General features: G+C 36.6%; 26 protein-coding genes. 8 read left to right on the forward strand and 18 right to left on the reverse strand.

Features of this window, described 5'->3' with window-relative positions:
* Positions 1 to 151 precede the first annotated feature (151 nt).
* From LIV57_RS10905 to hutH, 5 genes are all read right to left on the reverse strand, one after another.
* A complete protein-coding gene (locus LIV57_RS10905) occupies positions 152 to 1,036 on the reverse strand; it encodes a lipid A biosynthesis acyltransferase (protein WP_227942604.1) in 885 nt (294 codons plus the stop codon).
* 119 nt (positions 1,037 to 1,155) lie between these two features.
* Positions 1,156 to 1,410, reverse strand: a complete 255-nt coding sequence (locus LIV57_RS10910) for an acyl carrier protein (protein ID WP_047377388.1) — start codon at positions 1,408 to 1,410, stop codon at positions 1,156 to 1,158.
* A gap of 4 nt (positions 1,411 to 1,414) precedes the next feature.
* Positions 1,415 to 2,635 (reverse strand): beta-ketoacyl-[acyl-carrier-protein] synthase family protein, encoded by a 1,221-nt coding sequence (locus LIV57_RS10915; RefSeq protein ID WP_227942605.1) that lies wholly within the window; start codon positions 2,633 to 2,635, stop codon positions 1,415 to 1,417.
* 1 nt (position 2,636) lies between these two features.
* The gene (gene fabG, locus LIV57_RS10920; RefSeq protein ID WP_227942606.1) at positions 2,637 to 3,368 is read right to left on the reverse strand and encodes a 3-oxoacyl-ACP reductase FabG; all 732 of its coding nucleotides are present in this window, start codon (positions 3,366 to 3,368) and stop codon (positions 2,637 to 2,639) included.
* 81 nt (positions 3,369 to 3,449) lie between these two features.
* The gene (gene hutH / locus LIV57_RS10925) at positions 3,450 to 4,970 is read right to left on the reverse strand and encodes a histidine ammonia-lyase (protein ID WP_227942607.1); all 1,521 of its coding nucleotides are present in this window, start codon (positions 4,968 to 4,970) and stop codon (positions 3,450 to 3,452) included.
* 98 nt (positions 4,971 to 5,068) lie between these two features.
* Between hutH and LIV57_RS10930 the strand changes: the two genes are divergently transcribed.
* Positions 5,069 to 6,325: an NAD(P)/FAD-dependent oxidoreductase gene (locus LIV57_RS10930; RefSeq protein ID WP_227942608.1), complete on the forward strand. Its 1,257-nt coding sequence runs from the start codon at positions 5,069 to 5,071 to the stop codon at positions 6,323 to 6,325.
* 34 nt (positions 6,326 to 6,359) lie between these two features.
* Here LIV57_RS10930 and LIV57_RS10935 read toward each other — a convergent pair whose 3' ends face one another.
* The 4 genes from LIV57_RS10935 to LIV57_RS10950 form a co-directional block, all read right to left on the reverse strand.
* Positions 6,360 to 6,965: a hypothetical protein gene (locus LIV57_RS10935; RefSeq protein ID WP_227942609.1), complete on the reverse strand. Its 606-nt coding sequence runs from the start codon at positions 6,963 to 6,965 to the stop codon at positions 6,360 to 6,362.
* Between the two features lie 102 nt (positions 6,966 to 7,067).
* Positions 7,068 to 7,553 (reverse strand): hypothetical protein, encoded by a 486-nt coding sequence (locus tag LIV57_RS10940; protein WP_227942610.1) that lies wholly within the window; start codon positions 7,551 to 7,553, stop codon positions 7,068 to 7,070.
* Between the two features lie 160 nt (positions 7,554 to 7,713).
* Entirely contained in the window at positions 7,714 to 9,006 is a 1,293-nt protein-coding gene (locus LIV57_RS10945; RefSeq protein WP_227942611.1) for a phenylacetate--CoA ligase family protein, read from the reverse strand.
* 91 nt (positions 9,007 to 9,097) lie between these two features.
* On the reverse strand, positions 9,098 to 10,786 hold the full coding sequence (locus tag LIV57_RS10950) for a M23 family metallopeptidase (protein WP_227942612.1): 1,689 nt from the start codon (positions 10,784 to 10,786) through the stop codon (positions 9,098 to 9,100).
* Positions 10,787 to 11,179: 393 nt separating this feature from the next.
* Here LIV57_RS10950 and ileS point away from each other — a divergent pair, with 393 nt between their 5' ends.
* From ileS to trpS, 7 genes are all read left to right on the forward strand, one after another.
* Complete coding sequence (ileS, locus tag LIV57_RS10955; protein WP_227942613.1) at positions 11,180 to 14,575, forward strand: isoleucine--tRNA ligase; 3,396 nt, start codon at positions 11,180 to 11,182, stop codon at positions 14,573 to 14,575.
* Between the two features lie 58 nt (positions 14,576 to 14,633).
* Positions 14,634 to 15,014, forward strand: a complete 381-nt coding sequence (locus LIV57_RS10960) for a TraR/DksA family transcriptional regulator (protein ID WP_002983772.1) — start codon at positions 14,634 to 14,636, stop codon at positions 15,012 to 15,014.
* 78 nt (positions 15,015 to 15,092) lie between these two features.
* Positions 15,093 to 15,338: a DUF6576 domain-containing protein gene (locus LIV57_RS10965; protein WP_227942614.1), complete on the forward strand. Its 246-nt coding sequence runs from the start codon at positions 15,093 to 15,095 to the stop codon at positions 15,336 to 15,338.
* Positions 15,339 to 15,356: 18 nt separating this feature from the next.
* Positions 15,357 to 15,551, forward strand: coding sequence for a DUF2683 family protein (locus LIV57_RS10970; RefSeq protein WP_110009866.1), 195 nt, complete (start codon positions 15,357 to 15,359; stop codon positions 15,549 to 15,551).
* Positions 15,551 to 16,192, forward strand: coding sequence for a lipoprotein signal peptidase (locus tag LIV57_RS10975; RefSeq protein ID WP_110009867.1), 642 nt, complete (start codon positions 15,551 to 15,553; stop codon positions 16,190 to 16,192). Before LIV57_RS10970 ends, LIV57_RS10975 begins: the two co-directional genes overlap by 1 nt.
* A 15-nt stretch (positions 16,193 to 16,207) precedes the next feature.
* The gene (locus LIV57_RS10980) at positions 16,208 to 16,852 is read left to right on the forward strand and encodes a vancomycin high temperature exclusion protein (protein WP_227942615.1); all 645 of its coding nucleotides are present in this window, start codon (positions 16,208 to 16,210) and stop codon (positions 16,850 to 16,852) included.
* 300 nt (positions 16,853 to 17,152) lie between these two features.
* Positions 17,153 to 18,121, forward strand: coding sequence for a tryptophan--tRNA ligase (trpS, locus tag LIV57_RS10985; protein WP_110009868.1), 969 nt, complete (start codon positions 17,153 to 17,155; stop codon positions 18,119 to 18,121).
* A gap of 64 nt (positions 18,122 to 18,185) precedes the next feature.
* On the opposite strand, the gene LIV57_RS10990 is transcribed toward trpS, so the two are convergent.
* From LIV57_RS10990 to LIV57_RS11025, 9 genes are all read right to left on the reverse strand, one after another.
* Positions 18,186 to 19,472, reverse strand: a complete 1,287-nt coding sequence (locus LIV57_RS10990; protein ID WP_227942616.1) for a sensor histidine kinase — start codon at positions 19,470 to 19,472, stop codon at positions 18,186 to 18,188.
* Positions 19,472 to 20,143 (reverse strand): response regulator transcription factor, encoded by a 672-nt coding sequence (locus LIV57_RS10995; protein WP_110009870.1) that lies wholly within the window; start codon positions 20,141 to 20,143, stop codon positions 19,472 to 19,474. The genes LIV57_RS10990 and LIV57_RS10995 overlap by 1 nt, the downstream gene beginning before the upstream one ends.
* A 447-nt stretch (positions 20,144 to 20,590) precedes the next feature.
* Positions 20,591 to 21,040, reverse strand: coding sequence for a PepSY-like domain-containing protein (locus tag LIV57_RS11000; RefSeq protein WP_227942617.1), 450 nt, complete (start codon positions 21,038 to 21,040; stop codon positions 20,591 to 20,593).
* 221 nt (positions 21,041 to 21,261) lie between these two features.
* Positions 21,262 to 21,957 carry a YjjG family noncanonical pyrimidine nucleotidase gene (locus tag LIV57_RS11005; protein WP_227942618.1) on the reverse strand — a complete coding sequence of 232 codons (696 nt, stop codon included), beginning with the start codon at positions 21,955 to 21,957 and terminating at the stop codon, positions 21,262 to 21,264.
* 20 nt (positions 21,958 to 21,977) lie between these two features.
* Positions 21,978 to 22,112, reverse strand: a complete 135-nt coding sequence (locus LIV57_RS22900; RefSeq protein ID WP_262510398.1) for a hypothetical protein — start codon at positions 22,110 to 22,112, stop codon at positions 21,978 to 21,980.
* A gap of 47 nt (positions 22,113 to 22,159) precedes the next feature.
* Positions 22,160 to 22,750 carry an RNA polymerase sigma factor gene (locus tag LIV57_RS11010; RefSeq protein ID WP_110009874.1) on the reverse strand — a complete coding sequence of 197 codons (591 nt, stop codon included), beginning with the start codon at positions 22,748 to 22,750 and terminating at the stop codon, positions 22,160 to 22,162.
* Positions 22,751 to 22,943: 193 nt separating this feature from the next.
* A complete protein-coding gene (locus LIV57_RS11015) occupies positions 22,944 to 23,435 on the reverse strand; it encodes a hypothetical protein (protein WP_227942619.1) in 492 nt (163 codons plus the stop codon).
* Positions 23,436 to 23,519: 84 nt separating this feature from the next.
* Positions 23,520 to 24,800, reverse strand: a complete 1,281-nt coding sequence (gene metK / locus LIV57_RS11020; RefSeq protein ID WP_110009876.1) for a methionine adenosyltransferase — start codon at positions 24,798 to 24,800, stop codon at positions 23,520 to 23,522.
* Between the two features lie 235 nt (positions 24,801 to 25,035).
* Entirely contained in the window at positions 25,036 to 25,986 is a 951-nt protein-coding gene (locus tag LIV57_RS11025; RefSeq protein ID WP_047428937.1) for a LysR substrate-binding domain-containing protein, read from the reverse strand.
* Positions 25,987 to 26,070: the final 84 nt, after the last annotated feature.

The following is a 26,070-nucleotide window of genomic DNA, read 5'->3' on the forward strand; positions in this document are numbered from 1 at the left end:
TGCTTTTAATAATTAAGAAACAGGGAATTTAAGATATTTAAACTTTACTTTGGTAAAGTAAGCATAGAAACTTTATGGGTTCTCTTAAATCTCGGTAAATCTTAATGGTTTTTTAGTTTTTATTCGTTTTTACGGGATAAAAATAGAAAAATTAATCAACATCATCCCAAAAATCAAAATAATTAAACCATTGAAGCGGGTATTTTTTCACCATGGTTTCAAGATTTTGTACATAAGACTGTAAAAGTCCCTGTGAATCACGGTTTTTGATATTCTGTGCCACTCTTGCATACAGATGATAATGAAGATTATTCTCTTTCATCACATAGACATAGACTACAGGAACGCCTAACCTTGAGGCGATCAAAAACGGGCCGGCCGGAAATTTTGCACTTTTACCCAGCAGTTCTGTTTCCAGATATTTGGAACCTTCAAAATAACGGTCTCCGGTAAAGCAGATGAGTTCATTATTGGACAAAGCCTGATTGATCTCAAAGATATGAGACATGTCCTCCTTCACGTAAATAAACTTGATATTACTCTTTTTTACCGCAACACTTTCCAGATATTCCTTAATCACGGTCACTTCCTGATCCGTAGTCACCAGATTGATCTGACAGTCGAAGTCGATATCTGCAAAAAAGTGTTCCGCAATTTCAAAATTACCAATATGGGCGCTAATCAGCACTCCTCCTTTTTTAGCGGCTAAAAGATTTTTGAGATTTTCAATACCGTCAAACTCATAAGTATATTTTTCTCTGAGTCCTGCAGAAATCGCAGTTTTATCAATCAGAACTTTTCCGAAGGTAAAATAGCTTTTAAAGACAGAGATCCTGGACTTCCAGTATCCGTAGTTGAGTCTTTTCTGAAAATAATAGCGGATATACTGATTGCTCTTTTTCTGAAATAATGAATAATAAGCGGCTACAAAGTAAAGCACCCCATATGAACTTCTGATCCCGATATTTCTAATACACCAGACAAATATTCTGTATCCGAGTACTGTTCCTTTAGATTTACCTTTCCACTTGTTCATATCTAGAATTTAATATAACAGAGAACCAATGTAATAATACCTTTTTGAAGTGTCCGTTACCGGATCACTGTGATATTGTTACATTGGCACATTTTATAGAATAAAGATTTACTCAATAACTACGCGTTTTTTTCAGCAATCTTATTTTCAATGGTTGTATAGAAATCATCAAACGTTACCATTTTTTTGAAATCTGCTTCTCCTAATTTCACGCCGAAATTGGATTCAATCACGACTACCATGTCGATATAATCTAAGCTGTCTAAGCCCAGTGTATTTTTAAGGTTGGCATCGTTACTGATTTCGTCTCCGTCTACCTCGAATTCGTTTACCAGAAAATCATTAACAATAGCAACAATTTTTTCCCTTTCCATGTTTTTAATCAAATTTTTTAACTATTAGTGCAGAATTGGTTCCCCCAAACCCAAAAGAATTCGACAAAAATACATCAATTTTTTGATTTTTTGTTTTTGCAACTAAATTTATCTTTTGTGCTTCATTATCAGGGTTTTCCAGATTGATATTCGGAGCAACAAAATCATTCTGCATCATCAGAATGGAGTAGATCACTTCACTTGCACCTGCCATCCAGCACTCGTGTCCGGTCATAGATTTGGTAGAACTTACCGGAACTTCGCTGCCGAAAATCTCATAGATGGCTTTCGCTTCGTTGGCATCACCAATTGGAGTAGAAGTTGCGTGAGCATTGATATAATCGATGTCTGAAGCTTTTAATCCTGATTGTTTTAAGGCTCTGTCCATTGCCAAAGCCGGCCCGTCTACATTGGGTGTTGAAATATGACCTCCGTTGGAAGAAAAACCATACCCGATAATTTCAGCAATAATCGGAGCGCCTCTTCTTTGGGCAGATTCTAAGCTTTCAACAATCAGACTGGCTGCTCCGCCACTTGGAATCAATCCGTCTCTATCTGCATCGAAAGGTCTGGATGCTTTTGCAGGTTCATCTTCTCTGGCTGAGAATACTCCCAATCCGTCAAAGCTCGCCATGGAATATTTGTTGGTTTCCTGAGCACCACCACAGATAATCATATCCTGAAAACCATTTTTGATCATCATATAAGCCAGTCCTAATGAATGCGAACCGCTTGCACATGCTGCACTGATGGTAAGATTAATCCCTTTCAGCTTAAAAATAGTTGAAAGGTTCATCGTTACTGTTGAGTTCATTGATTTGAAGATCGCTCCCGATCCCATCAATGTCGTATCTTTCTTTTCCCTTGCAATATCGATAGATTCTACGACTGCCTGGGAAACACTGTCATTTCCGTACAAGATCCCCACTTCATGAGCATCTAGGAATTCCTGATCCAGATTCGCCTGTTTTAAAGCATCAAGGGTGGCGAGATAAGCATACTCGCTTTCTTCTCCCATACTGACACGCTGGCGTCTGTTTAAAAGATTTTTAAGATCAGGCTTCGGAACTACTCCTGTAAGGCCAGACCTGAAACCAAATTCTTTTCTGTCCTGATCTAAAACAATACCAGATTTTCCTTGATATAGGGATTCCCTGACCTCTTCTAAAGACGTCCCGATGCAGGAATAAATTCCCATTCCGGTAATTACAACCCTATTTTCCATGTTATGAATAAATTCCTCCGTTAATATTAATCACTTCTCCTGTAATGTAAGAAGATTTTTTAGATGCTAAAAATGCGACAAGATCCGCCACTTCTTCAGCTTCTCCGAATCTGTTGGCAGGAATCATTGCTTTAAGCTCATCTTCATTAAACTCCTGAGTCATATCCGTTTTGATGAAACCCGGTGCAACGGCATTTACCGTAACATTTCTTTTGGCAACTTCCTGAGCAAGAGCCTTTGTAGCTCCTACCAAAGCTCCTTTCGCAGCGGAATAATTCGTCTGCCCGGCTGTTCCTTTTACTCCGGATACAGAAACCATATTGATGATTCTTCCGTATTTGTTACGAAGCAGCTTTTGAATAAAGAAATTAGTCACATTAAAGAATCCGTCCAGACTTGTATTGATCACACTGTTCCAGTCTTCCTTTTGCATCCACATAAAAAGACCGTCTCTTGTGATTCCGGCATTATTGACGATCACTTCTACCACGGCATCAGGATTTTTCTCCTGCCACTCCGTTAAAACAGCTTGTGTTTCTTCGGTGTTTCCTACATCAAATTTAAGAATTTCTCCGGTAGCGCCCAATTCTTCCACTTTAGCCAACGTTTCTTTGGCTGCCGTTTCATTTGAAGCGTAGTTGATAAGGATGTGATAGTTTTTCTCTTCTGCCAGTTTTATACAGATTGCCCTCCCGATTCCTCTGGAGCCTCCTGTTACAATTGCACATTTCATGCGTTAGTGTTTATATCGTTTTTAGTTTTTTAAGTTGATGCTGGAAGCCTTTTTTAAAAGACAATTGATGGCAACCAATAGTTACATTCCTTTCAGATATTTCTTTACTTCCTCCAGATACGGATACATGACCATATCATCTGAAAAAGCAGGAATAATTTTTCTGATATCATCATACAGTTCCTTTGTAGAGGATGAAACCTTATCCTGGAATCCAAGATATTCAACCGCCTGAATGATGGTAATCGCTTCAATGGCCAAAACTTCAAAGGCATTTTCAATGACTTTTCTGCAAATCACCGCAGCATTTGTTCCCATACTAACGATATCCTGGTTATCGTTATTGTTTGGAATACTGTGAACATACATAGAGTTTGACAGCATCTGACTTTCTGCCGTAGTAGAAGTTGCCGTAAACTGTACTCCCTGCATTCCGAAATTGAAACCTAATTTACCTAAATTGACAAAAGGAGGCAAAATTTCATTGATTTTCGCATTCAGAAGGTAGTTTAACTGTCTTTCTGCAAGCATAGTCAGTTTTGTCACCACGATTTTAAGCTTGTCCATTTCCAGAGAAATATAATCTCCATGGAAGTTTCCTCCATGGTAAACATGCTGGTCTTCAACATTGATAATCGGGTTGTCATTCGCTGAATTGATCTCATTTTCAAGAACTGTCTCCGTGTATTCCAATGTATCCAATACCGGACCTAAAATCTGAGGAACACATCGTAAAGAATAATATTCCTGTACTTTTTCCTTGAATACTTTTTCCTGCTCTTCAAAATGAGTATAAAGATGCTCTTCTCTTTTTCTGATCAGCTTACTGTCTGCCAGATGAGCACGCATTCTTTCTGCCACTTTTTGCTGCCCATAATGTCTTTTGGTTCCGTTCAACGCTTCTGACAGGTGATCATCATAAGCCTGTACAATCTCATTGATCGCACAGGAAAGTCTAAGGGAAATATCGATAAGCTGATTCGCTTTATAAGCATTCACAATACCGATTCCTGACATTACGGAAGTTCCGTTCATCAAAGCAAGTCCTTCACGGATCTCTACTTTGATCGGTTCTAAGCTTTCTGTTTCAAAAACTTCTTTTGTTGATTTTCTTTCTCCTTTATAAAATACTTCTCCCTCTCCGATCAGTACCAAAGCCAGATGAGCCAGCTGAACAAGATCTCCGCTTGCTCCTACTCCTCCATGTTCAAAGATCAATGGGGTAATATCTCTGTTGATCAGTTCCTGAAGAAGATAAATAACAGACTGGTGTACTCCTGAATTCCCTAATGATAAGGTATTCAATCTTGCCAGCATACATGCTTTTACTTCTTCCGCAGGCAAAGGATTTCCAATACCTGAAGAATGGCTTCTTATCAGGTTATATTGAAGCTGGTGGGTGTCTTCATCACTGATTTTAAACTGAGCCATGGGCCCAAAACCGGTGTTCACACCATATATTACTTTATTTTTTGAAAACTCTTTTAAAAACTGAAAACTTTTATCCACTCTTGATAAAAGTACTTCATCCAGTTCTATTTTTTCATTCTCAATGATAATTTTTTGAAAGTCTTTCAGTTCTAAAAAGTTATTTATTTTCATCAATTAAAAGTAATAGTTGATAATTTTGTAAAATATTAATTATTTGTCACTAATTTTGCGGCAAAGATAAAAGTTATTATTAAAATAAAAAATCAAAGATGAGCAAAGAATTTGTTGACGTTCTTGTAATCGGAGCCGGGCCCTCCGGATGCGTGTCTTCTTCGTACCTGAAGAACAATAACGTCAGCGTAAAAGTAGTTGAAAAGACAAAATTCCCCAGACTCGTAGTTGGAGAAAGCTTAATTCCAAGGGTAATGGACCACTTTGAGGAGGCCGGACTTTTCCCTGCATTAGACAAAATGGGCTTTGAAAAAAAGCTTGGGGCTCGTTTCCTTCGTGGTGAAGAAGTCTGCATTTTTGATTTCAGCAACAAATTCGGGGAAGGCTGGGACTGGACCTGGCAGGTTCCAAGAGCTGATTTTGACAATACTCTTGCTCAGGAAGTCATTAACAAAGGAATTGATCTTGAATTTGAAACTGAAGTGATAGACATCAAATTTGACGGAACAGATTCTATAACTACGGTAAGAAACAAGGATGGAGAAATAAAAGAGATCCATGCTAAGTTTGTTATCGATTCCAGTGGCTACGGAAGAGTTTTGCCTCGCCTGCTTGATCTTGAAAAACCTTCAAAATTATCACCTCACTCTGCCATTTTCTCTCATGTAAACGATATCAACAGAGAACCCGGAGAGGAAGGAACTTTGATTTCTTTTGACATTATTGAAACCGAAGTATGGCTTTGGGTAATTCCTTTTTCCAACGGAAACACAAGTTTAGGAATTGTAGGCCCTACTGAATATATCGACAAATTATCTGAAAACGGAGATACAACGGAAGCTTTAAGAAAGGCGATCTCTCTTTCTGAGTATTATGTAAAACGTTTTGGAAACGTAGATTTCCTTTTTGAACCTAAACATCTGAAAGATTATTCCTGTTCAGTAAAAAGTTTATTCGGAGACGGATTTGCTTTAACAGGAAATGCCTCTGAATTCCTTGATCCGGTTTTTTCTTCAGGAATGGCTTTTGCCACAGAATCCGGAATGCTGGCCGCTAAACTCGCGTTAAGACAATTAAACGGAGAAAAAGTAGATTGGCAGAGGGAATACACAGATTATATTTTATACGGAGTGGATGTTTTCACCACGTATGTAAAAGAATGGTATACCGGAAATCTTCAGGAGCTATTCTTCCATCAGCCGGAAAATCCGGATGTAAAGAAAAAAATCTGTGCTGTTTTAGCAGGCTATGTCTGGAATAAAGACAATCCTTTTGTGAGAAAGCACGATACGGTAATTAAAAACCTTGCGAACCTGATCAAGCTGGAAAAACAGGAGCAGCAAAATCAAGCATAAAAAAAACGGTCTGAATTTTTCAGACCGTTTTTGTTTATTTTATAACTTCTTTGATTTCCTTTCCCAATTTTTTTCCGGTAACTTCATAGGCTGCAGCTATTCTTCCGTATTCCCATGCAAATTCTTTATTCATTTGCTTGCCTCCTATTTTATCTGCTTGTAATCTCATCACTACTTTCGAAGGATCATCAGTTTCCACAAACTTCATATCTGCTGTTAATTTTGCTTCCTGAGAACCTATCATTCCGCCATACCAGCCGGCATAAATCCATTTTGCATCAATAATCAGCGTGTATTTTGTCTTTGCATCCTTTTTGAAAACTACTTTTTTGGATTTCCCATTTATGCCTTTAAGGAAATAGTCCAAATATTCAGAATTTTTAAACTGTCCCCACTGATAAATCCAGTTTTTCCATACAGCTTCGCTTTTTTTGGCTGTAATATCCGCTTTCCTGTTTTCCAGGTATTGAGCTTCCGTCATGTTCTTCTCCTGATAGACTGCATTATCAAACACCAACTGAACATTCACTTCGTTTTGATCTTTTAAAAAATCAAAATTTCCGGATTCAACTTTAATTTGATTTTGGGCGAAAGCTACCTCTCCAATTGCCATGAACAGCAATAACAATAATTTTCTCATATTTTTTAAATTAGTTTTTATTTAAGCGCCCAAATATATTTACTTTTATTGATAAGTAACAGAAAAAAACAGTCTGAAAGTTCAGACCGTTTTTGTACAAAATTATTTCAATTTATCTTCTTTCTTTATCTTAGCATCTTCTGCCATCATTTTTGTATGATCTTCTGTCATTTTTGTATGTTCACGTATCAGTTCTTCATCCTCTTTCATCATTCGATCATGATCAGCTTTCAATTGATTGATGTCAAAATTTTCAGTTGCATGCTTTTTCTCCAGTTCATCATGTTTTTTTATTATTTCAGAATGCCTGGTAAGCAGGTCTGCATGCTGCTGTAGAATATCCTTATGCAAAGCCTCAATTTTGTTATGCTCACTGGTAGCAGGTTCATTCTGCAGGTGATGAATACTGGTAAAAGCAGCATGTTCTTTTTCCATTACCGAATGAGCTGCTTCTAATTTACTATGATCAGATTTCAATTTAGCATGTGCTGCCGAAAGTTCTTTTTCAAGTTCAGTACCTGGTTTTTTACATGATACTAATGCAAGGCCTACAGTTAAGCCGGCCATCAGAATTAAATTCTTTTTCATTTTTTTATGTTTAATTCTGGTAAAATTACTAAATAAGACTCTAAATAACAGATTTTTGTAAAAAAGCCATTTTATTTACATCGTAAGAAAAAATCCCGGTAATTTAAACCAGAATAAGTGTAAAATAAAAAGAATAAAATTAATTTTAAAGAAAAGCAGATCAGCGTAAATCAATAAAATTAATCGGTTTTCTGCTGTTTGGATTAAAAACTGCTTTAGAAAGAATATCAAAATCGATGATTTCAATTTTAGGACTTACTCTCAGTTTTGCACGGAAGTGGTCTCTTACTTCATTGACAAAACCTTCATGATCTGCTTCTGTACTAAGTTTAATGATAATCTCATCAAGTCCGATTTCGTTGGCCTGAATCACAATCTGGTAGCATAAAATAGTATTGAAATCGTTCAGAATATCATTCATAGCAGGAGGATACAGCGTTGTCCCTTTGTATTTGATCATCTGCTGTTTTCTTCCTACAACAGGTCCTAATCTCATTGTATTTCTTCCGCACTGGCAAGGTTCATAATGTGCCTTTACAAGATCTCCGGTTTTAAACCTCAACAAAGGAATGGCTTCCACTCCCAAAGTCGTAATCGTAAGTTCTCCGCTTTCTCCCTCTTTCACAGGATTGCCATCGTCATCCAGAATTTCTGTAATAATCAGTTCCGGATGGTGATGTCCTCCAACCTGGAATTCACATTCTGTAAAGGCAGTACTCATTTCCGTAGAAGCATAGGTGGAAAAAAGTTTTATATCCCATTTTTCTTTAATCTTCTGTGAAAGAATATTATCTGTAAAATCCTGATTTTTGATACTTTCTCCAATACATACAGCACCGTAAACACCGGAATTTTTATAATCCAATCCATGTTTCTCGGCGTAATCAATCATTTTCAACAGAAAAGAAGGAACAGTGATCAGATATCTGGGTTTGTATCTGAAGATAGAATCCCATTGCAGTTCAGGAATTCCCGGTCCCATTCTTACTACGCTTGCCCCCATTTTTCTTAAACCAAGAAAATAAGCAAGCCCTGCCATAAATCTTTTGTCTATGGTTGTAATCATCTGAACAACATCTCCTTTCTGAATCCCTGCACAGGCAAATGATATGGCTTCATTGTATGCCAACCTTTCCAGATCACTGTCGGACAATCCGAAAGTCACTGGATCTCCCAATGTTCCGGAAGTGGTGCTGTAATCCACAATTTTATCAGGTGTTATGCAGAAAAAATCATGATTGTACTGCTGAAGATCATTCTTTGTGGTGGTAGGAATCTTCTGAAGATCTTCCAAAGTACGAATATCCTCAATAATAATATTATTTTCTTTGAACAGTTTCTGATAAAACGGCGAATGAGCTTCAAGATAGGCCAAAAGCTCATGAAGTTTTTCTTCCTGAAACAATTTGATTTCCTGAATCCCTGCTTTCTCGATTGACGGATGAAATTCCAATGATTTTAATTTTTAAAAAGCAAATTTATTTAAAATTACAAGATTGTAGGAGGTATTCATGTAAAATGTATTCATGATTGCAGCTACAGTTTTATCTTTGAAACGTATAAGTTTGTGTATTGGTATTCCCGGCAGTATTGATGGTTGTTATTTTTAAAGTATGAGAACCGCTTCCTTTAGGACATTTTTCATCAAAAGTGTAGACAAAATTGTCTTTTACTCTTGCAAACCTCAGCCATTTACCATCCAGTTCGGCACGAAATGATACAATATCTCCCACTTTCGTTGTTCCTTTTAAAAGTAATGAACTGCTATTAACCAATGCTCCTTCTGCCCAGCCTGATGAAACGGATGGAAGATTATTGTCAATCAACAATTTCGCCGTACCCAATCTTTTGAATTTCCCTTCTGCCCAGTCGCCATTCCATTTTGCTTTTACAAAATCTTTATCATTTCCGTAATCAAGAACAATAACTGTCTTATCTTTTTCTGTATTGGTTAATTTTCTATTCGGTTTTATTTTCAAAGTATATTCATCCTGAACAGGAATGTATGGACTATGCAAAACAATGGTATTTGAAACAGCATCCGGATCTGTATCCGGTTTTTCATAAGCATTGAAATTTAAAGCATCATAGATGGCATTTTTGCTGAAACTGATTTCCGCATTTCCGGTTGCAATTGTTTTCCCTTCATCAGGCATCACCGTTTTTCCTGTTGGAGATACTTTCTCTGAAGTTTTACTTAACTGAACTTTTGTTGTTAAGCGGCTTGTATTTCCTTTAACATCTTTCAGAACAATTTCAATGGTATGAACATTTTCATCCTGAAGTTTGACAAGCCCACTTAAGTCTGAAAGGCTATAATTCTGCAGTTTCATTCCCGGTAAATCAGACAAATGCTGGATTCCCATTTTATCTCTTATGAATTTGGTATAATCTACACAGCCGTTGATATACCGGGTATCGTCGTAATGTATTTTATCAATTTTAAAACTGTACATCAGCTTGCCATCCATAAACAGTTCTGTCTGATAAATACCAAGATTAAATCCTTTATTGGCTTTATCTACAGCTTTAATGGCAAAACTTGTCTCCGGAGAACTCACCTGAACAAGATTAGCTGTATAAGCATTTCCAGCTTTTTTTACGGCAATACTATTTGCACCAGGTTCATAAGTACTGAAACGTCTGTCATACCAATAGAGTCCACTGATGATTGGCGCTATATTATCAGGAATGTCAAAGCCAAAAAGTAACGGATTTAAGCATTCCTCTGTTTGGGTATCTCTTATTTCGAAATGCAGGTGTGGTCCTGCAGATCCTCCGGTGTTTCCGCTCAGTGCAATCTGCTGCCCTTTCTCTACAGGAAACTGGCTGGGCTGAAAAGTTATATCCTGTTCCCACTTTTCGTCTTTATATTGTCTTTCCTTTACGTATTCATCAAGTTGATTGAAATATTTATTCAGGTGGGCATATACCGTGGTATAACCATTGGGATGAGTGATGTAGACTGCATTTCCAAATCCGTAACGCTCTACTTTTATTCTGCTCACATAGCCTTCTGCGGCTGCAAGGACCGGAAGATTTTCCTGGCTATTGGTTCTTAAATCCAGCCCCATATGAAAGTGATTAGTCCTGATAGCTCCAAAATTGGCAGCCAGCTGCATGGGAATATTCAGTGGGTTTCTGAAATAATTTTGAGGGTAATTATTTTGAGCTTGTACAATGCCTGTGTTGATAAAACAAACAAAAAGCATAAGATAATAAAAGATTTTCATACAGCATTTGGGTTTATACGTCTAATTAAATATACGAATTTTTAAGTTATGCTTATTTTTTTGACCGCAGATTTCACAGATTTTCACAGATGATTATGTTGTAGGTTTTGGCTAGAGCCGGTGGATTTGTTTTTATTATTTAAGCGGGTTTCTTTCGACTATGCTCAGGATAATTGCCGCTCCTATTGAATAAATTGCATTAAATTCCACATCAAATACAACCCGAAAAATTCACTTATTGACCATTCACCATTCACTTTCCCCCACTTTCTTTATTATATTTCTGAAATTGAACTTTTTAATAGATGATATCGAAATAAAACATATATTATAAACCGACAAATTTTAGTAAATTTGCAGACTTAATTAATCAACGATATTGAGATATTTACAATGAGCCAATTTAAAGAATACAAAAACCTCAACCTTATTGACGTAGCAGAGAATGTAGCGGAATTTTGGAAACAAAATAAAACCTTCAATAAGAGTGTTGAGATCCGTCAGGGAAATCCTGAGTTTGTTTTTTATGAAGGTCCGCCTTCAGCAAACGGTATGCCTGGAATTCACCACGTAATGGCAAGAGCATTGAAAGATATTTTCTGCCGTTACCAGACTCAAAATGGAAAGCAGGTTTTCCGTAAAGCAGGCTGGGATACGCATGGTCTTCCTGTGGAACTGGGTGTAGAAAAAGAATTAGGAATCACTAAAGAAGATATTGGCAAAAAAATCTCTATTGAAGACTATAACAAAGCTTGTCGTGAAGCCGTGATGCGTTATACCGATGTTTGGAATAACCTTACGGAAAAAATCGGATATTGGGTAGACCTTGATGATCCGTACATCACGTACAAGTCAAAATATATGGAAACCGTTTGGTGGCTATTAAAGCAGTTGTATAGCAAAGATCTGTTGTACAAAGGCTACACGATTCAGCCTTACTCTCCAAAAGCAGGAACAGGACTTTCTTCTCACGAGCTGAATCAGCCCGGTACCTATCGTGATGTTTCGGACACAACGGTTGTGGCTCAGTTTAAAGTGAAAAAAGACTCTTCAGCATTGTTCAATGATGTTGACGGAGATGTTCATATCCTTGCATGGACGACCACTCCGTGGACGCTTCCATCCAATACGGCTCTTACCGTAGGGAGAGATATTGAATATGTTGTAGTGAAAACCTTCAATCAATATACATTTGAACCTGTAACTGTAGTTTTATCAAGTGTTCTTTTACCTAAAGTTTTCGGTAAAAAATACGCAGAAGGTACAGATGAAGATTTTGCCAACTATACTCCGGAAACGAAAGTAATTCCGTTCAGAATACTAAAAGAATTTACAGGAGAAAAACTTGTTGATACAAGATATGAGCAATTAGTCCCTTGGTTTACACCCAATGACAATCCTGAGAATGCATTCAGAGTGATCCTTGGTGATTTCGTTACAACAGAAGATGGTACAGGTATCGTTCACACGGCTCCAACTTTTGGTGCTGATGATGCGAGAGTAGCTAAAATGGCTCAGCCTGAGGTTCCACCGATGCTGGTAAAAGATGAAAATGATAATCTTGTACCATTGGTAGATTTACAGGGTAAATTCATCAAAGGAGATAATGTTCCTGCGGTATTCTCCGGAACTTATATCAAAAACGAATATTACGACGAAGGAACAGCTCCTGAGAAATCATGGGATGTAGAACTTGCCATCTTATTGAAAACAGAGAACAAGGCTTTCAAAGTAGAGAAATATGTTCACTCTTATCCACACTGCTGGAGAACAGATAAACCGGTATTGTATTACCCGTTGGATTCTTGGTTTGTGAAAATGACCGCTGTAAAAGACAGACTGGTTAATTTGAACAAAGAGATCAACTGGAAGCCAAAAGCTACCGGAGAAGGACGTTTTGCCAACTGGCTGGAAAATGTAAACGACTGGAACTTATCCCGTTCAAGATATTGGGGTATTCCGTTGCCGATCTGGAGAACAGATGACCTGAAGGAAGAAAAGATCATTGGTTCTGTAGAAGAGTTATACAATGAAATCGAAAAATCAATTGCAGCAGGACTGATGACTGAAAACCCGTTCAAAGGTTTCATCATCGGAAATATGGCTGAATCTAACTATGAGCTTGTGGATCTTCACAAGAATGTAGTAGACAAAGTAGTATTGGTTTCTGATTCAGGAAAAGCAATGAAACGCGAAAGCGACCTGATCGATGTTTGGTTCGATTCAGGGTCTATGCCTTATGCACAATTGCATTATCCTTTTGAAAACAAAGAATTAATCGACAACAACAAAGCATTCCCTGCTGATTTCATCGCAGAAGGTGTTGACCAGACCCGTGGATGGTTCTATACGCTTCACGCCATCGGAACAGCTGTGTTTGATTCGGTTGCTTATAAAAATGTAATGAGTAACGGTCTTGTTCTGGACAAGAACGGACAGAAGATGTCAAAACGTTTAGGAAATGCAGTAGATCCGTTCGAAACACTTGCTGTATACGGACCGGATGCTACGCGTTGGTACATGATTTCCAATGCCAACCCATGGGAAAACCTGAAGTTTGATATTGAAGGAATTGACGAAGTAAGAAGAAAGTTCTTCGGAACACTTTACAATACCTATTCATTCTTCGCTTTATATGCGAATGTGGATGGCTTCAACTATTCGGAAAAAGAAGTGGAAAACCGTCCTGAAATCGACAGATGGATCCTTTCTGAGCTTAATCTTCTGATTAAGGAGGTAAAAGCTTTCTATGAAGACTACGAGCCGACAAGAGTAGCAAGAGCGATCAGTACTTTCGTGAACGACAACCTGAGTAACTGGTATGTAAGACTATGCAGAAGACGTTTCTGGAAAGGAGATTATTCTGATGATAAGATCTCTGCTTACCAGACTTTATACACTTGTCTTGAAACAGTAGCTAAGCTTTCCGCTCCTATTGCTCCGTTCTTCATGGATCAGTTGTATCAGGATTTAAATAAAGTAACAGGTAAGGAAAATTGTGAATCTGTACACCTTACAGACTTCCCGGTAGCTGATGAAAGTTTAATCGATCAGGATCTGGTTGAAAAGACTCATTTGGCACAGAACATTACAAGTATGGTTTTCTCATTGAGAAAGAAAGAAAATGTAAAAGTTCGTCAGCCTTTACAAAAAGTATTGGTTCCTGTTCTGGATTCTAAAACAGAAGAGCAGATTCTTGCAGTTGCAGATCTGATCAAACAGGAAGTGAACGTGAAAGAATTACAGTTAATCAATGCTGAAGAAGCATCCCATTTAATTGTAAAACAGATAAAACCGAACTTCAAAGCGCTTGGTCCTAAATTAGGAAAAGATATGAAGGTGGTAGGTGCAGAGATTGCTAATCTTAGTGCAGAACAGATTGCCGGTCTTGAAAAAGAAGGAAAAACAGACGTTCAGGGATATGAGATCACTCTTGATGATGTGGAAATCTCTACAAAAGATATCCCGGGATGGACAGTAACTTCCGATGGAAAAACAACTGTGGCATTAGATTTGACGTTAACCGATGAGTTAAAATCTGAAGGGATCGCAAGAGAATTCATCAACAGAATTCAGAACCTGCGAAAAGATAAAGACTTTGAACTGACAGACAGAATTTCGATCACATTGGAAGAAAGTTCTCCTTTCCTGAATGAGATTAAGAAAAATGAGGAATATATTTCTTCCGAAGTCTTGTCAAATAAAATAGAAATTGTATCTTCACTTTTAAATTTTAACGAAATCGAAATAGATGAGGTTAATTTTAAGATAAATGTTGAAAAAAATTAACCTGTAGTTATTATATTTCAAATTCCATTTCATAATTTTATTAAAAAAGAGAAAGAATATGTCAGACGAAAGAGTTAGATACAGCGATGCTGATTTACAGGAATTTAAAGCAATCATTAAAGAAAAAATAGAAAAAGCAGAAAAGGATCTTCAGCTTATCAGAGAAAGTTTTATCAATGACCAGAATAATGGTACTGATGATACGTCTCCTACTTTCAAAGCTTTTGAGGAAGGAGCAGAAACGCTAAGCAAAGAGCAGAATTCTATTTTGGCAGGAAGACAGGAAAAATTCGTGCGTGATCTTAAAAATGCTTTGATCAGAATCGAAAATAAAACGTATGGTGTTTGCAGAGTAACAGGAAAGCTGATTCCTAAGGAAAGACTTTTAGCCGTTCCTCACGCTACGCTGAGCATCGAAGCGAAAAATATGCAAAAATAACCGTAAGGTTTGTAAAATAACATTGGGTTTATAACGTATTTACGGATACTTTATAAACCTAATTTTTAATGTATACCCATGAGCGAATTATTAATTTTGGGAGTGATCATCGCCGTAGTTGTCATATTTTTCAACAGAGAATGGATTAAAAACAGATTCTTCCCTGATCAGCAGAAGAATTACACGATTGATGACCGGTTCAATTCTGATAAACGCGAACGGGAGAAAGAAATCGACAGACTTTTGAGTAAGATGGGCAAAAACGGAGTGAATGATTTGTCTGAGAAAGACAGAAAAAGGCTGGATGAATTGTCCAAAATGTAAAAAAAATAAGTATAAGAAATGGAATCTATCATAGTACATCCTAAAAATTCTATGGAGCTGAGTGCACTGAAAAGTGTTCTGAAGGAAATGGGGATTAAATTTGAAAAAGCTCATGTTAAGAGCTCATTCAATGGACAGAAAGTAGTCAGGAAAGCAAGCGATAATAAAAATGTAAAGCCGGCATCAAAGCCTTCAAAACCTAAAGGACAGTAATGAAAAAGATCTTAGCAATAACATTTTTAGTGTTGTTCATTGACCAGGCTTCAAAAATTTATATCAAAACTCATTTTGAACTGAATGAGAGTATTCCTGTCATCAATGGTTTCTTTAACAAAACTTTTGTTGAAAATCCTGGAATGGCGTACGGATTTCATTTCGGAGGAATTATCGGAAAATATTTTCTGGTTATCTTAAGAGTATTCCTGATCGGAGGGATGATCTATATGTTCAGAAAATGGCTGAAAGAAGGAGCATCCAATTATCTTTTAGTTCCAATGGCGATTATTTTTGCAGGAGCTATCGGAAATCTTATTGATGGAATGTTCTACGGAATGATCTTCGACAGCGGAACTGTTTATGATGCCAGCACTGACCGATGGATTGGCTATGGCGGCATTTCTAAAATCGTTCCTTTCGGGCACGGATATTCCACCTTTATGAAAGGATGTGTGGTAGATATGCTTCATTTTCCTGTAGTAGACTGGTACGTTCCTGACAGCTGGCCTTTGATCGGAGGAAAACATATTGAGTTCTTCAAATATATTTTCAATGTTGCCGATTCTGCTATTACGGTAGGGGCTGCGTTCTTATTAATATTCAGAAAAAAAGCTTTTCCAAACGGTTTGGAATTTTAAATGATCTATTTTCAGATGAATAAAATAATCAAAAATATTGTTAAAATTTTCCTGCTCCTTGTGGTTGCAGGAATTATTTTTATTGCCTGGGCAAATTACAGCATCAAAAAAGACAGTGCACCATTTGTTTCCTACAATATTGCTGATGTACCGGAATCAAAAACCGGCTTATTACTGGGAACCGGGAAACTTCTGAACAACGGAACCCCAAATGCTTATTTCTATAACAGAATTAAAGCTGCTGCCGATTTATACAAAAGCGGAAAAATACAATACATCATCGTTAGTGGTGACAATAGCACCAAAGATTATAATGAGCCTGAAGACATGCAGCTGGCATTGATGCAGCAAGGAGTTCATCATGATAAAATTATTTTAGACCATGCCGGATTCAGAACACTGGATTCTGTAGTGAGAGCAAAAGACATTTTCGGTCAGACGAAACTGGTCATTATCTCACAGAAATTCCATAATGAAAGAGCTGTTTTTCTGGCCAGAAAAAATGGAATGGATGCCTTTGGGTATAACGCAGAGGATGTGAATAAGTATGCGGGCTTAAAAACCAATTTGAGAGAGTACCTGGCAAAAGCTAAAGCCTATTGGGATCTTCTTTTTGGAGTAGAACCGAAATTTGGAGGGGAGAAAATTGTTATTCCTTAATATTTTTCCACGGATTGCACAGATTTTCACGGATGATAAGTAAAGACATATAGATTATTAAAGGCTGATAGGTTTTGGCTGAAGCCAATGGATGTTGAATTTTAAGATGGCTGGGCTTTCTTCGTGAACTTACGTTCGTAACCTTTCAGGTTATGCTCAGAATTATAACCACCCCAATTGAATTTTAATAACAACATCTTTTATCTTTTATCTTTTATCTTTTATCTTTTATCTTTTATTATTCCCGGCAAACCTCGTAAATTTGCTGTTCATTAATTTTTAAATATAAATTGTAAACAAATGTCAAGAATTCTTACCGGCATTCAAGCCACCGGAACACCCCATCTTGGAAACTTATTAGGGGCCATTATTCCTGCTATTGAGTTATCCAAACAGGAAGGAAATGAATCATTTTTATTTATTGCGAATCTTCACACACTTACCCAGATAAAAGATGCGCAGACTTTAAGACAAAATACCTACGAGATTGCTGCGGCTTGGCTTGCTTGTGGATTGGATACTGAAAAAACATATTTCTACAGACAAAGTGATATCGCTGAAACCTGTGAACTTTCTTGGCATTTATCATGTTTTTTTCCTTATCAAAGATTAACATTGGCGCATTCATTTAAGGATAAGGCAGACAGGCTTCAGGATGTAAACGCAGGTTTGTTTACGTATCCTATTCTGATGGCTGCAGATATTTTATTGTATGACGCCGAAATTGTACCTGTAGGAAAAGATCAGCTACAGCACCTGGAATTTGCAAGAGATGTCGCTTCAAGATTCAACAACCAGATGGGTGAAATTCTTGTTCTTCCACAATCTGAACTTCAGGAGGACACTAAATATGTTCCCGGGACAGACGGACAGAAAATGTCAAAATCAAGAGGAAATATCATCAACATTTTCTTACCTGAAAAGGAGTTGAAGAAACAGGTGATGAGCATTGAATCAGATTCCAAGTCTTTAGAAGAGCCTAAGGATCCTGATACGGACAAAACATTCCAGATTTATCAGCTGATTGCTACGCCTGAGCAGACTGAAGAATTAAGAGCAAAATATCTTGCCGGAAACTTCGGATACGGACATGCTAAGAAAGAACTTCTGGATCTTATTCTGGTACGTTTTGAGAAGGAAAGAGAAACGTTCGCTTATTATATGAACAATCTCGATGAGCTTGAAGCAAAACTTCAGCAAGGAGCTGAGAAAACCAGACCTATTGCGCTGGAAACACTGAAAAGAGTAAGAACAAGCTTAGGATTTTAATTCCGGTTATAAACATAAGAAAGCCTTTCGTCTGAAAGGCTTTTTCTATTGATATAAAGTATTATTAATGGGTATTATTCTTTGTCAGAATAAAGTAATGCATCTGATCCCCATATTCATAATTAATGTCCCAACCCGGATATTGTTTGATAATGGTTTTGATGATAGACAGCCCTAATCCTGTGGAAGTATGATCTGAACCCTGTTTATAGAAACGGTTAAAGATTCTGGATTTATCTAAAGGTTCAGCACTTCCGCTGTTTTGAAATGTTATCCGGTTATTTTCCACGATAATGTTTAAAATCCCTTCCTGATGGTTATATTTAACTGCATTTTTAAGAAGATTGGATAAAAGAATATCTGCCAGATCCTGATTAAAATCTGCTATAAACTGTCCTTTCTCAATAACAGAGACCTCAATTTTTTTAAATGCAATGAAGTCTTCATAATTCTGTACCAGCTGAGTAATCATTCTGTTAAAATCAACGTCTGATGTTTTATTAAACTGGCTGTTTTCGATCCTGGAAAGCATGAGTAAGGATTTATTCAGTCCAACCATTCTTCTCAGGTCGTTTTTCACTTCAGTAAGAAAGTTGAGATTCTTTTTATCAAGATCATCATTCTGAATCATAAGATCAATTTTATTGATCACGATAGCCAAAGGGGTTTGAAGTTCATGGGAAGCGTTTTCAATAAACTGTTTCTGCTGATAGAAAACGAGTTCATTACGTTCAATCATTTCGTTGATTTCCACATTTAATTCTTCAAACTCAGTGATCTTATAGTTCTGCTTTTCCGAGGAAAAAGGAATTCCAAACTGATATTTTTTAAGTTTATCCAATATCTGATAGAACGGTCTCATCGCCTTATTAAGAAGATACCCGTTTACAGCAACAATACTTATTACCAAAAGGATATAAAGTACGATTAAGGCTGTTGTAAGATCGTATATCAATTCGTCCTCTTCTACCGTTGAAGTCCTGATAACAAGCCGCTGATGCCCTTTGAACTGATCAATAAAGTCAGCTTCCAAAACCCTGTAAGGCTGATCTTTATCATCATATTCCATATAATACATCTTATTGTACAACCTGCTTTTATTCTGATAATCTCCGGCTTTGATCGGATTGATTTTAAATTCATTGAATCCAAATTCATTATTCTTCAAAAGCTGAGGATTAAGATAAACAGCTTTAATGATCTGTATTTTTCTATCTCTTAAACCATCATCTACATTATCGTGTACTTCATCCAGAATATAGGCATAAAAAAGACCTGCCCACACTGCTATAATCAGCAGCAGGATCATGATCAGGTATTTTATCGTGTAATATTTTAATGAAGTTTTCATCAGATCAATTTGTATCCTATTCCGTACACCGCCTGGAAATCGGCCTCTGCATGTAGGGTTTTCAGTTTTTTACGAAGATTTTTAATCTGGGAATAAATGAAATCCAGACTGTCCGCCTGATCGATATAATCACCCCAGATGGCTTCTGCCAGTGTTGTTTTTTGTAAGGTCTTTTCCGGATGAATCACAAAATAATACAAAAGGTCATATTCTTTACGGTTAAGAACAAGCTCTTCATCACCTACTTTCACCGTTCTGTTCTCCGGGTCAATACTGATATTTTTGTAGCGGATGATATTTTCGCCATCCTGATTTTTCCTTCTGATCACAGACCTGATTCTGGCCATGAGCTCCGCAAGGTGGAAAGGTTTTGCAAGATAATCATCTGCTCCTATTTCCAGCCCGGCCACCTTATCATCTACTGAATCTTTGGCAGAAAGGATGATCACAGGATCTTTCTTGTGCATTTTTTTGATCTCTTTCAGCAGATCGATTCCGTTTCCATCAGGCAGCATGATATCCAGCAAAATACAGTCGTATTCGTAAGAAATAATTTTCTCCAGTCCGCCACTGTAATTTTCTGCATACTCTACAATGAAGTGTTCTGCCTCCAGAAATTTCTGTACGGTATCTTTCAGTTCGGGTTCATCTTCTACTATTAAAATCTTCATATTCCGGATCTATATGCTCTGCTGCATGGTTTACTTATATCAAATATAGGAAATTATAAGGAGGAAGCCTTAGATAGAGATACACATCTGAAAGTCTACGATAATATCATCAGTATAAGCGTGATATGGTAAATTACCGATAAGAAATCTACAAAATGGAAATGCTCTCTGCCTCCTTCCTTCAGGTTCTTTTTCATGAATCATCTAATTTGATTTCACATGCCGGCCGTCTGCATCAAAAACAAGACACAGGCCATTCATTAAATGAATTTTATAGGCACTGTATTTTTTTTCAATAGAGTCAATGATACTGCAAGGATGATTCCTTGTCATAAATGAAACCATATTCTTTCTAATCTGAGCAGAAGAAATCTTTCTTCCGTTGCTGTTTATTACATTCCAGTTGACCATAGTAATTAATATTGAGTGTTTGTATTCGGTTAAATGTTAATCATCGATTTTTTTAAAATTCCCGTTTCGGTCGAATTCAAGCTCCAGTCCATTGGAAAGTTCTGCCTTATAAGACCATCTTTTCTTTTCGATCTTGATGATGTAAGTATTGGGAAAATTCTTTGTGCTGTAATTTTTGATCGACGCAGGGATGAAACCATATGGAATTTTCTGGTGTTTACCATCCACTTCTTTCCAGTTTCCGCTGCTGTCGAACTCCATTTTCATTCCATTAGTCAGATATACTTTGTATTCATCTACTCCATAAATTTCTCTGTCTTCTATTGCAGAGTTTACAGGGATGCCTTTAAAATGAATTGCAAGGAAGTTTTTAGCTGTTTTGGGTAACTGATTTGCTGTGATTGCTCTGTCTTGTGCAGAAACTAAGCCTCCGATTAATAAAAAAACAATCATTAATACTCCGGTGATTTTCTTTACATTTTTCATAAGATTTAATTTTTTCTGTTAGTATTATGGAGCAAATTTCCTGATCAATTTGGGAAAGAATTGGGAAAAATGATTTCAGTAAAAAATAAATACGGTAAATTTTAAATTTGACCACAGATGATCACAGATGTCTGCATTGATTTTTAGAAAATATTTAAAAAACAAAAAAGCCATTAAGATGATCTCAATGGCTTTTATAGTATAGACTTTATTGTCTTTTATTATAAGTATTCCTTAATCTGCTGAAGATGGGTAATGGCTTTTAAACCTTCCTTCTGTTTATCTTCTTTATAGACATCAAAGAAAATAGCATCCATTCCGAAGTCTGTTGCGCCCATGGCATCTGCAATCCAGTCGTCACCAATCAGGATACTTTCTTCTTTTCTGGCTTCAGAAAGTCCCAGCGAGTATTCAAAAATCCTTGGATTAGGCTTTCTCACTCCCACGGCATCTGCACTGGTAATGGTTGTAAAATAAGGAGCGATTCCGGAAAGGGTACATTTTCTTTCCGTCACTTCCTGAAATCCGTTGGAAATAATGTGTAACGTATAGTTTTTAGCTTTCAGATATTCCAGAACATCCTCTGCTCCTTCTACCAGTTCATTATGGCTCACAATATTATCCAGGAAATGTTCTTCAAAATAAAGGGCAAGCTCTTTATTATCGATTCCGAAATGTTTGAATGAATCATAAAAACGGTGTTCTCTCAGATACTCTTTGCCAATAATTCCGTCTCTGATCTTTTCCCACAACTCTTCGTTGATATCGTGATACACAGAATGAAACTCCTCAAAGTCAATATGATACTTTAAAGTAATTTCCTGTTTTTCAAAAAGATCTTTGATGGTAAGATAGGCATTTCTGCGATGATCCCAGAGTGTATTATCCAGGTCAAAAAAAACGTGCTGCATTTTCATACAGCACAAAGTTAATAATTTTAATTTTTTGTAATAGGATAATTTTTGCTCTTACTTTTCACAATCTCAAGGCTTTTAGAAAAATTCAGCAAAAAATCAATTGTTTGTTTCTTAGGTTTCAAAGTTTTCACTTTTAAAGAATCATTTTTTTTCATAGGCGAAGTATGTTTTCTTTAAAACGTGAAATTTTCTGAAATATTATTTATCTCGTTAATATTATATTATTTTCGTCCATGATTTTTCTCAGGTTGATCAGTGCATATCGTACTCTTCCTAAAGTTGTATTAATACTCATCTCTGTATGATCTGCAATTTCTTTGAAGCTTAAACCATCGAAAAATCTCAATTTAATTACTTCCTGTTGGTTTTGCGGCAAAAACTGCAGCATCCTCAGAAGATCCTCCTGAATCTGATTGGTTACCAGCTGATCTTCAATATTTTCTGACGGTTCTCTGATCAAATCAAAAATAGAATATTCATCTGTTTCAAAAGTAGTTTCCGAAACTTTAATATTCTTTGCTTTTGACCTGAAATGATCGATGATTAAATTGTGAGAAATTCTTTTCGCCCACAGAATAAATTTACCTTCTTCATTATAGCGTCCTTCTTTTAGCATCACAATGATTTTCATGAATGTATCCTGAAAGATATCATTGGCCAAATCTTCATCATTAATTTTGTAAAAAATGAATGTAAAAAGCTCTCTCTGATGTCGGTGTATGAGGGTTGACAAGGCCGCCTCATCACCTTTCTGGTAAAGGGAAATTAGTAAACTATCCGATTTTGATTTCATAACTCTTCTCAATATAAATATTTGCAGACAGGTATTCCTCCAGATATTTCTTCTGGCCTTTGCTGTGTAAACAAAACAGTTCTAGAGTAGAGTCTCTTCTATAGGCGGTACAAATTATTATGATGTAAATATAATAATTTTTTAATAACTGTTAACCTATTATTAAATTTTATAGAGAAAAATCTAAAAAAAATCATTTAAACATATCATGAATGAATACGGTAGGAATATTTAATGTAAAATTAATATTAAGCCCTTTCATCTCTTTTCCGTTCAGACGGGTATCTCCGATAGGAAAAGCATAGCCTCCCGTAAGGTCAAGCATGCCAAATAAGGTAACTCCTATTTTAGGAGCAATGTATTTATTGGTTCCTTCAACGCCTGCCAAAAAGTAATAAGAGTGATAAAAATCCACATTTTTTTCAAAATTAAGAAGTACATCTGCCTGCAGTTTCGGCATAACAGCAAATTTGGAATCCACAGACCCCATCATGGCAGAACCTCCCAATCTGTAAATTACATCATCATTTTTAAGAAAAAGTAATTTCCCTCCTACTTCACCAAAACTTTGATTCTGGTAAGTATACCCGACACTGATCATTTTATGCATGGTATATTGAGCTTTTACTAATGTACTTAGCAAAAACAGAGACAGGGCGGCAACTACAATTCTAAAATTCATCATCTTTCTATATTATTAAGGTGTAAAATTAAAAAAAACTGCCTTATCCAAAGATAAAGCAGTTCATTATTATTCTTTAAAGAGAAATTAAATTCCAAAAGCGGCTTTAATTTCTTCTACTTTGTCAAGTTTCTCCCAGGTAAAGAACTCAAGATCTTTTAACGTAATCTCATTCTTATGACCTTTATTGAAAGTTTTATCAGCTACATAATGCTCTTTACCCATGTGTCCGTAAGAAGCGGTTTCCTGATAAATCGGGTTTCTTAATTTTAAATTCTGCTCAATAGCATAAGGTCTTAAATCGAAAATAGCAGAAACTTTTTTCGCGATATCCCCATCATGAAGATCCACTTTTGCAGTTCCGTAAGTATTGATATACAAACCACAAGGTTCAGCTACTCCAATGGCATAAGAAACCTGTACCAGAACTTCATCCGCTACTCCTGCCGCCACCAGGTTTTTAGCAATATGCCTTGTTGCATACGCCGCACTTCTGTCTACTTTGGAAGGATCTTTTCCGGAGAAAGCACCACCACCGTGAGCTCCTTTACCACCGTAAGTATCTACAATGATTTTTCTCCCTGTAAGACCGGTATCTCCGTGAGGTCCTCCGATTACAAATTTCCCTGTAGGATTGATGTGATATTTGATCTGATCGTTAAATAAAGCTTTGATTTCTTCAGTTTGCTGTGCAACAACTCTTGGAACCAGAATATTTTTGATATCCTCACGGATCTTGTTCAACATTTCTTCTTCCGTACCAAAGTCATCGTGCTGAGTAGAAACTACAATAGAATCAATTCTGATAGGCTTATGATCATCAGAATACTCAATCGTTACCTGGCTTTTTGCATCCGGACGAAGATAAGTGATCTCCTTATTTTCTCTTCTGATAGCAGAAAGTTCTTTAAGGATCGTGTGGGCAAGATCCAGTGCAAGCGGCATATAATTAGCCGTCTCATTAGTGGCATAACCGAACATCATTCCCTGGTCCCCAGCTCCCTGTGCATTTGCTTTAGCTTCAAAAGACTCATCATTTACGGCTCTGTCAACACCCTGGTTGATATCTGGCGACTGTTCATGGATTGCAGAAATAACCCCACAAGAGTCTCCATTGAACATATATTCTCCTTTTGTATATCCGATACCGTTGATTACTTCTCTGGCAATAGTCTGTACATCAAGGTAAGCATCTGATTTTACTTCTCCTGCCAATACCACCTGTCCGGTAGTTACAAGAGTTTCACATGCTACTTTTGAATCTTTATCATATGCTAAGAAATGGTCGATTAATGCATCGGAAATTTGGTCGGCAATTTTATCCGGATGTCCTTCTGAAACTGATTCAGATGTAAATAAATAAGACATATAATTCTTTTGTTTTTAAAGATTTAAAATAGTGTTTGCGAAAAATATGAATGAAATTGCCCAGAAAAAAGAATACTGTTTTAGCATTTTTTTATAGAGGTTGCAATCAGGTCAAATTTTTCCTCGTAATAAACGTCAGCAAATTTAAGTACTATTTTCCTAATACTCAAAAATTTTGTTTACTAATTACAATTTTATTTAAATTGATGATTTCTATCACTTTAAAGCATTTCCATTACTGAGGCTTTATACTTACAAATTCTTTCGGACTTTCGTGGTAATTCAGCTTAAGCTCTAAAGAAGTTTTGATAGAATGTGACAATTCATCAATTATTTTTTGCTTAAATGTAGGCTTATAATAAATAATACTGATTTCTCTGTAAGGGAAAGGTTTTTTGAATCTGAAAACATTTTTCTTCTGCTCTTCTGAAAGCTGGCTCAATGCCAGTTCCGGAAGAATACTGATTCCTCCTACTTTATCAACCATGTGTACCAGGGTCTGGATATTGGAAGCCAGGAAATCCAAATTTTTAGGCTTCAGGGTATTTTCTTTCAGGTGGCAGATATTTTCAAACTGATTTCTCAGGCAGTTTCCTTCTTCAAGAAGCCATACTTTCTCCACATTCAGATCTTCCGGAATGATGTAAGAATTCTTTTTATTGGCCTCTGTATTGGAGCTGTAAATCATCAATTCCTCGTTGAACAGGAAATCCTGATAAAACTCGTCAGCCGTATCATAAGGAGTAGAGATAATTCCCGCATCCAGTTCTCCTGCTTTCAGAGCTTTAATAATATTATCAGTTGTCATTTCTTTTACATTCATCTGAATTTTCGGATTATCTTCAAGGAATTTGAAAATTTCCGTTGGCAGGATGAAAGAAGAAACGGTAGGAATGATTCCCAGATTGATGGTACCTCCTAAAATATTGTTCAAAAGGTTGGCTTTGTTTTTCAGCTCATTGACAGACTCAATAATTACCTTTGCCTGATCAATAATCTGGAGACCTACATCCGTGGTACGGATCGGGTGGGTAGTTCTGTCGAAAACCTTTACATCCAGTTCATCCTCAAATTTCTGTATCATGGCACTTAACGTAGGTTGGGTAATAAAACACGCCTGAGCGGCCTTACCAAAATGTTTATACTTATCTACAGCGATAAGATACTCCAGTTGCTGAATGTTCATTTGATTAATATTATCTATTACAAAGATATAACGTTTTTGCTATTAGCAATTAAAAATTCAAGTAAATTTGATATTCATTACCTT

The sequence above is a fragment of the Chryseobacterium sp. X308 genome (assembly GCF_020733145.1).
GTDB classification, from domain to species: domain Bacteria; phylum Bacteroidota; class Bacteroidia; order Flavobacteriales; family Weeksellaceae; genus Chryseobacterium; species Chryseobacterium cupriresistens.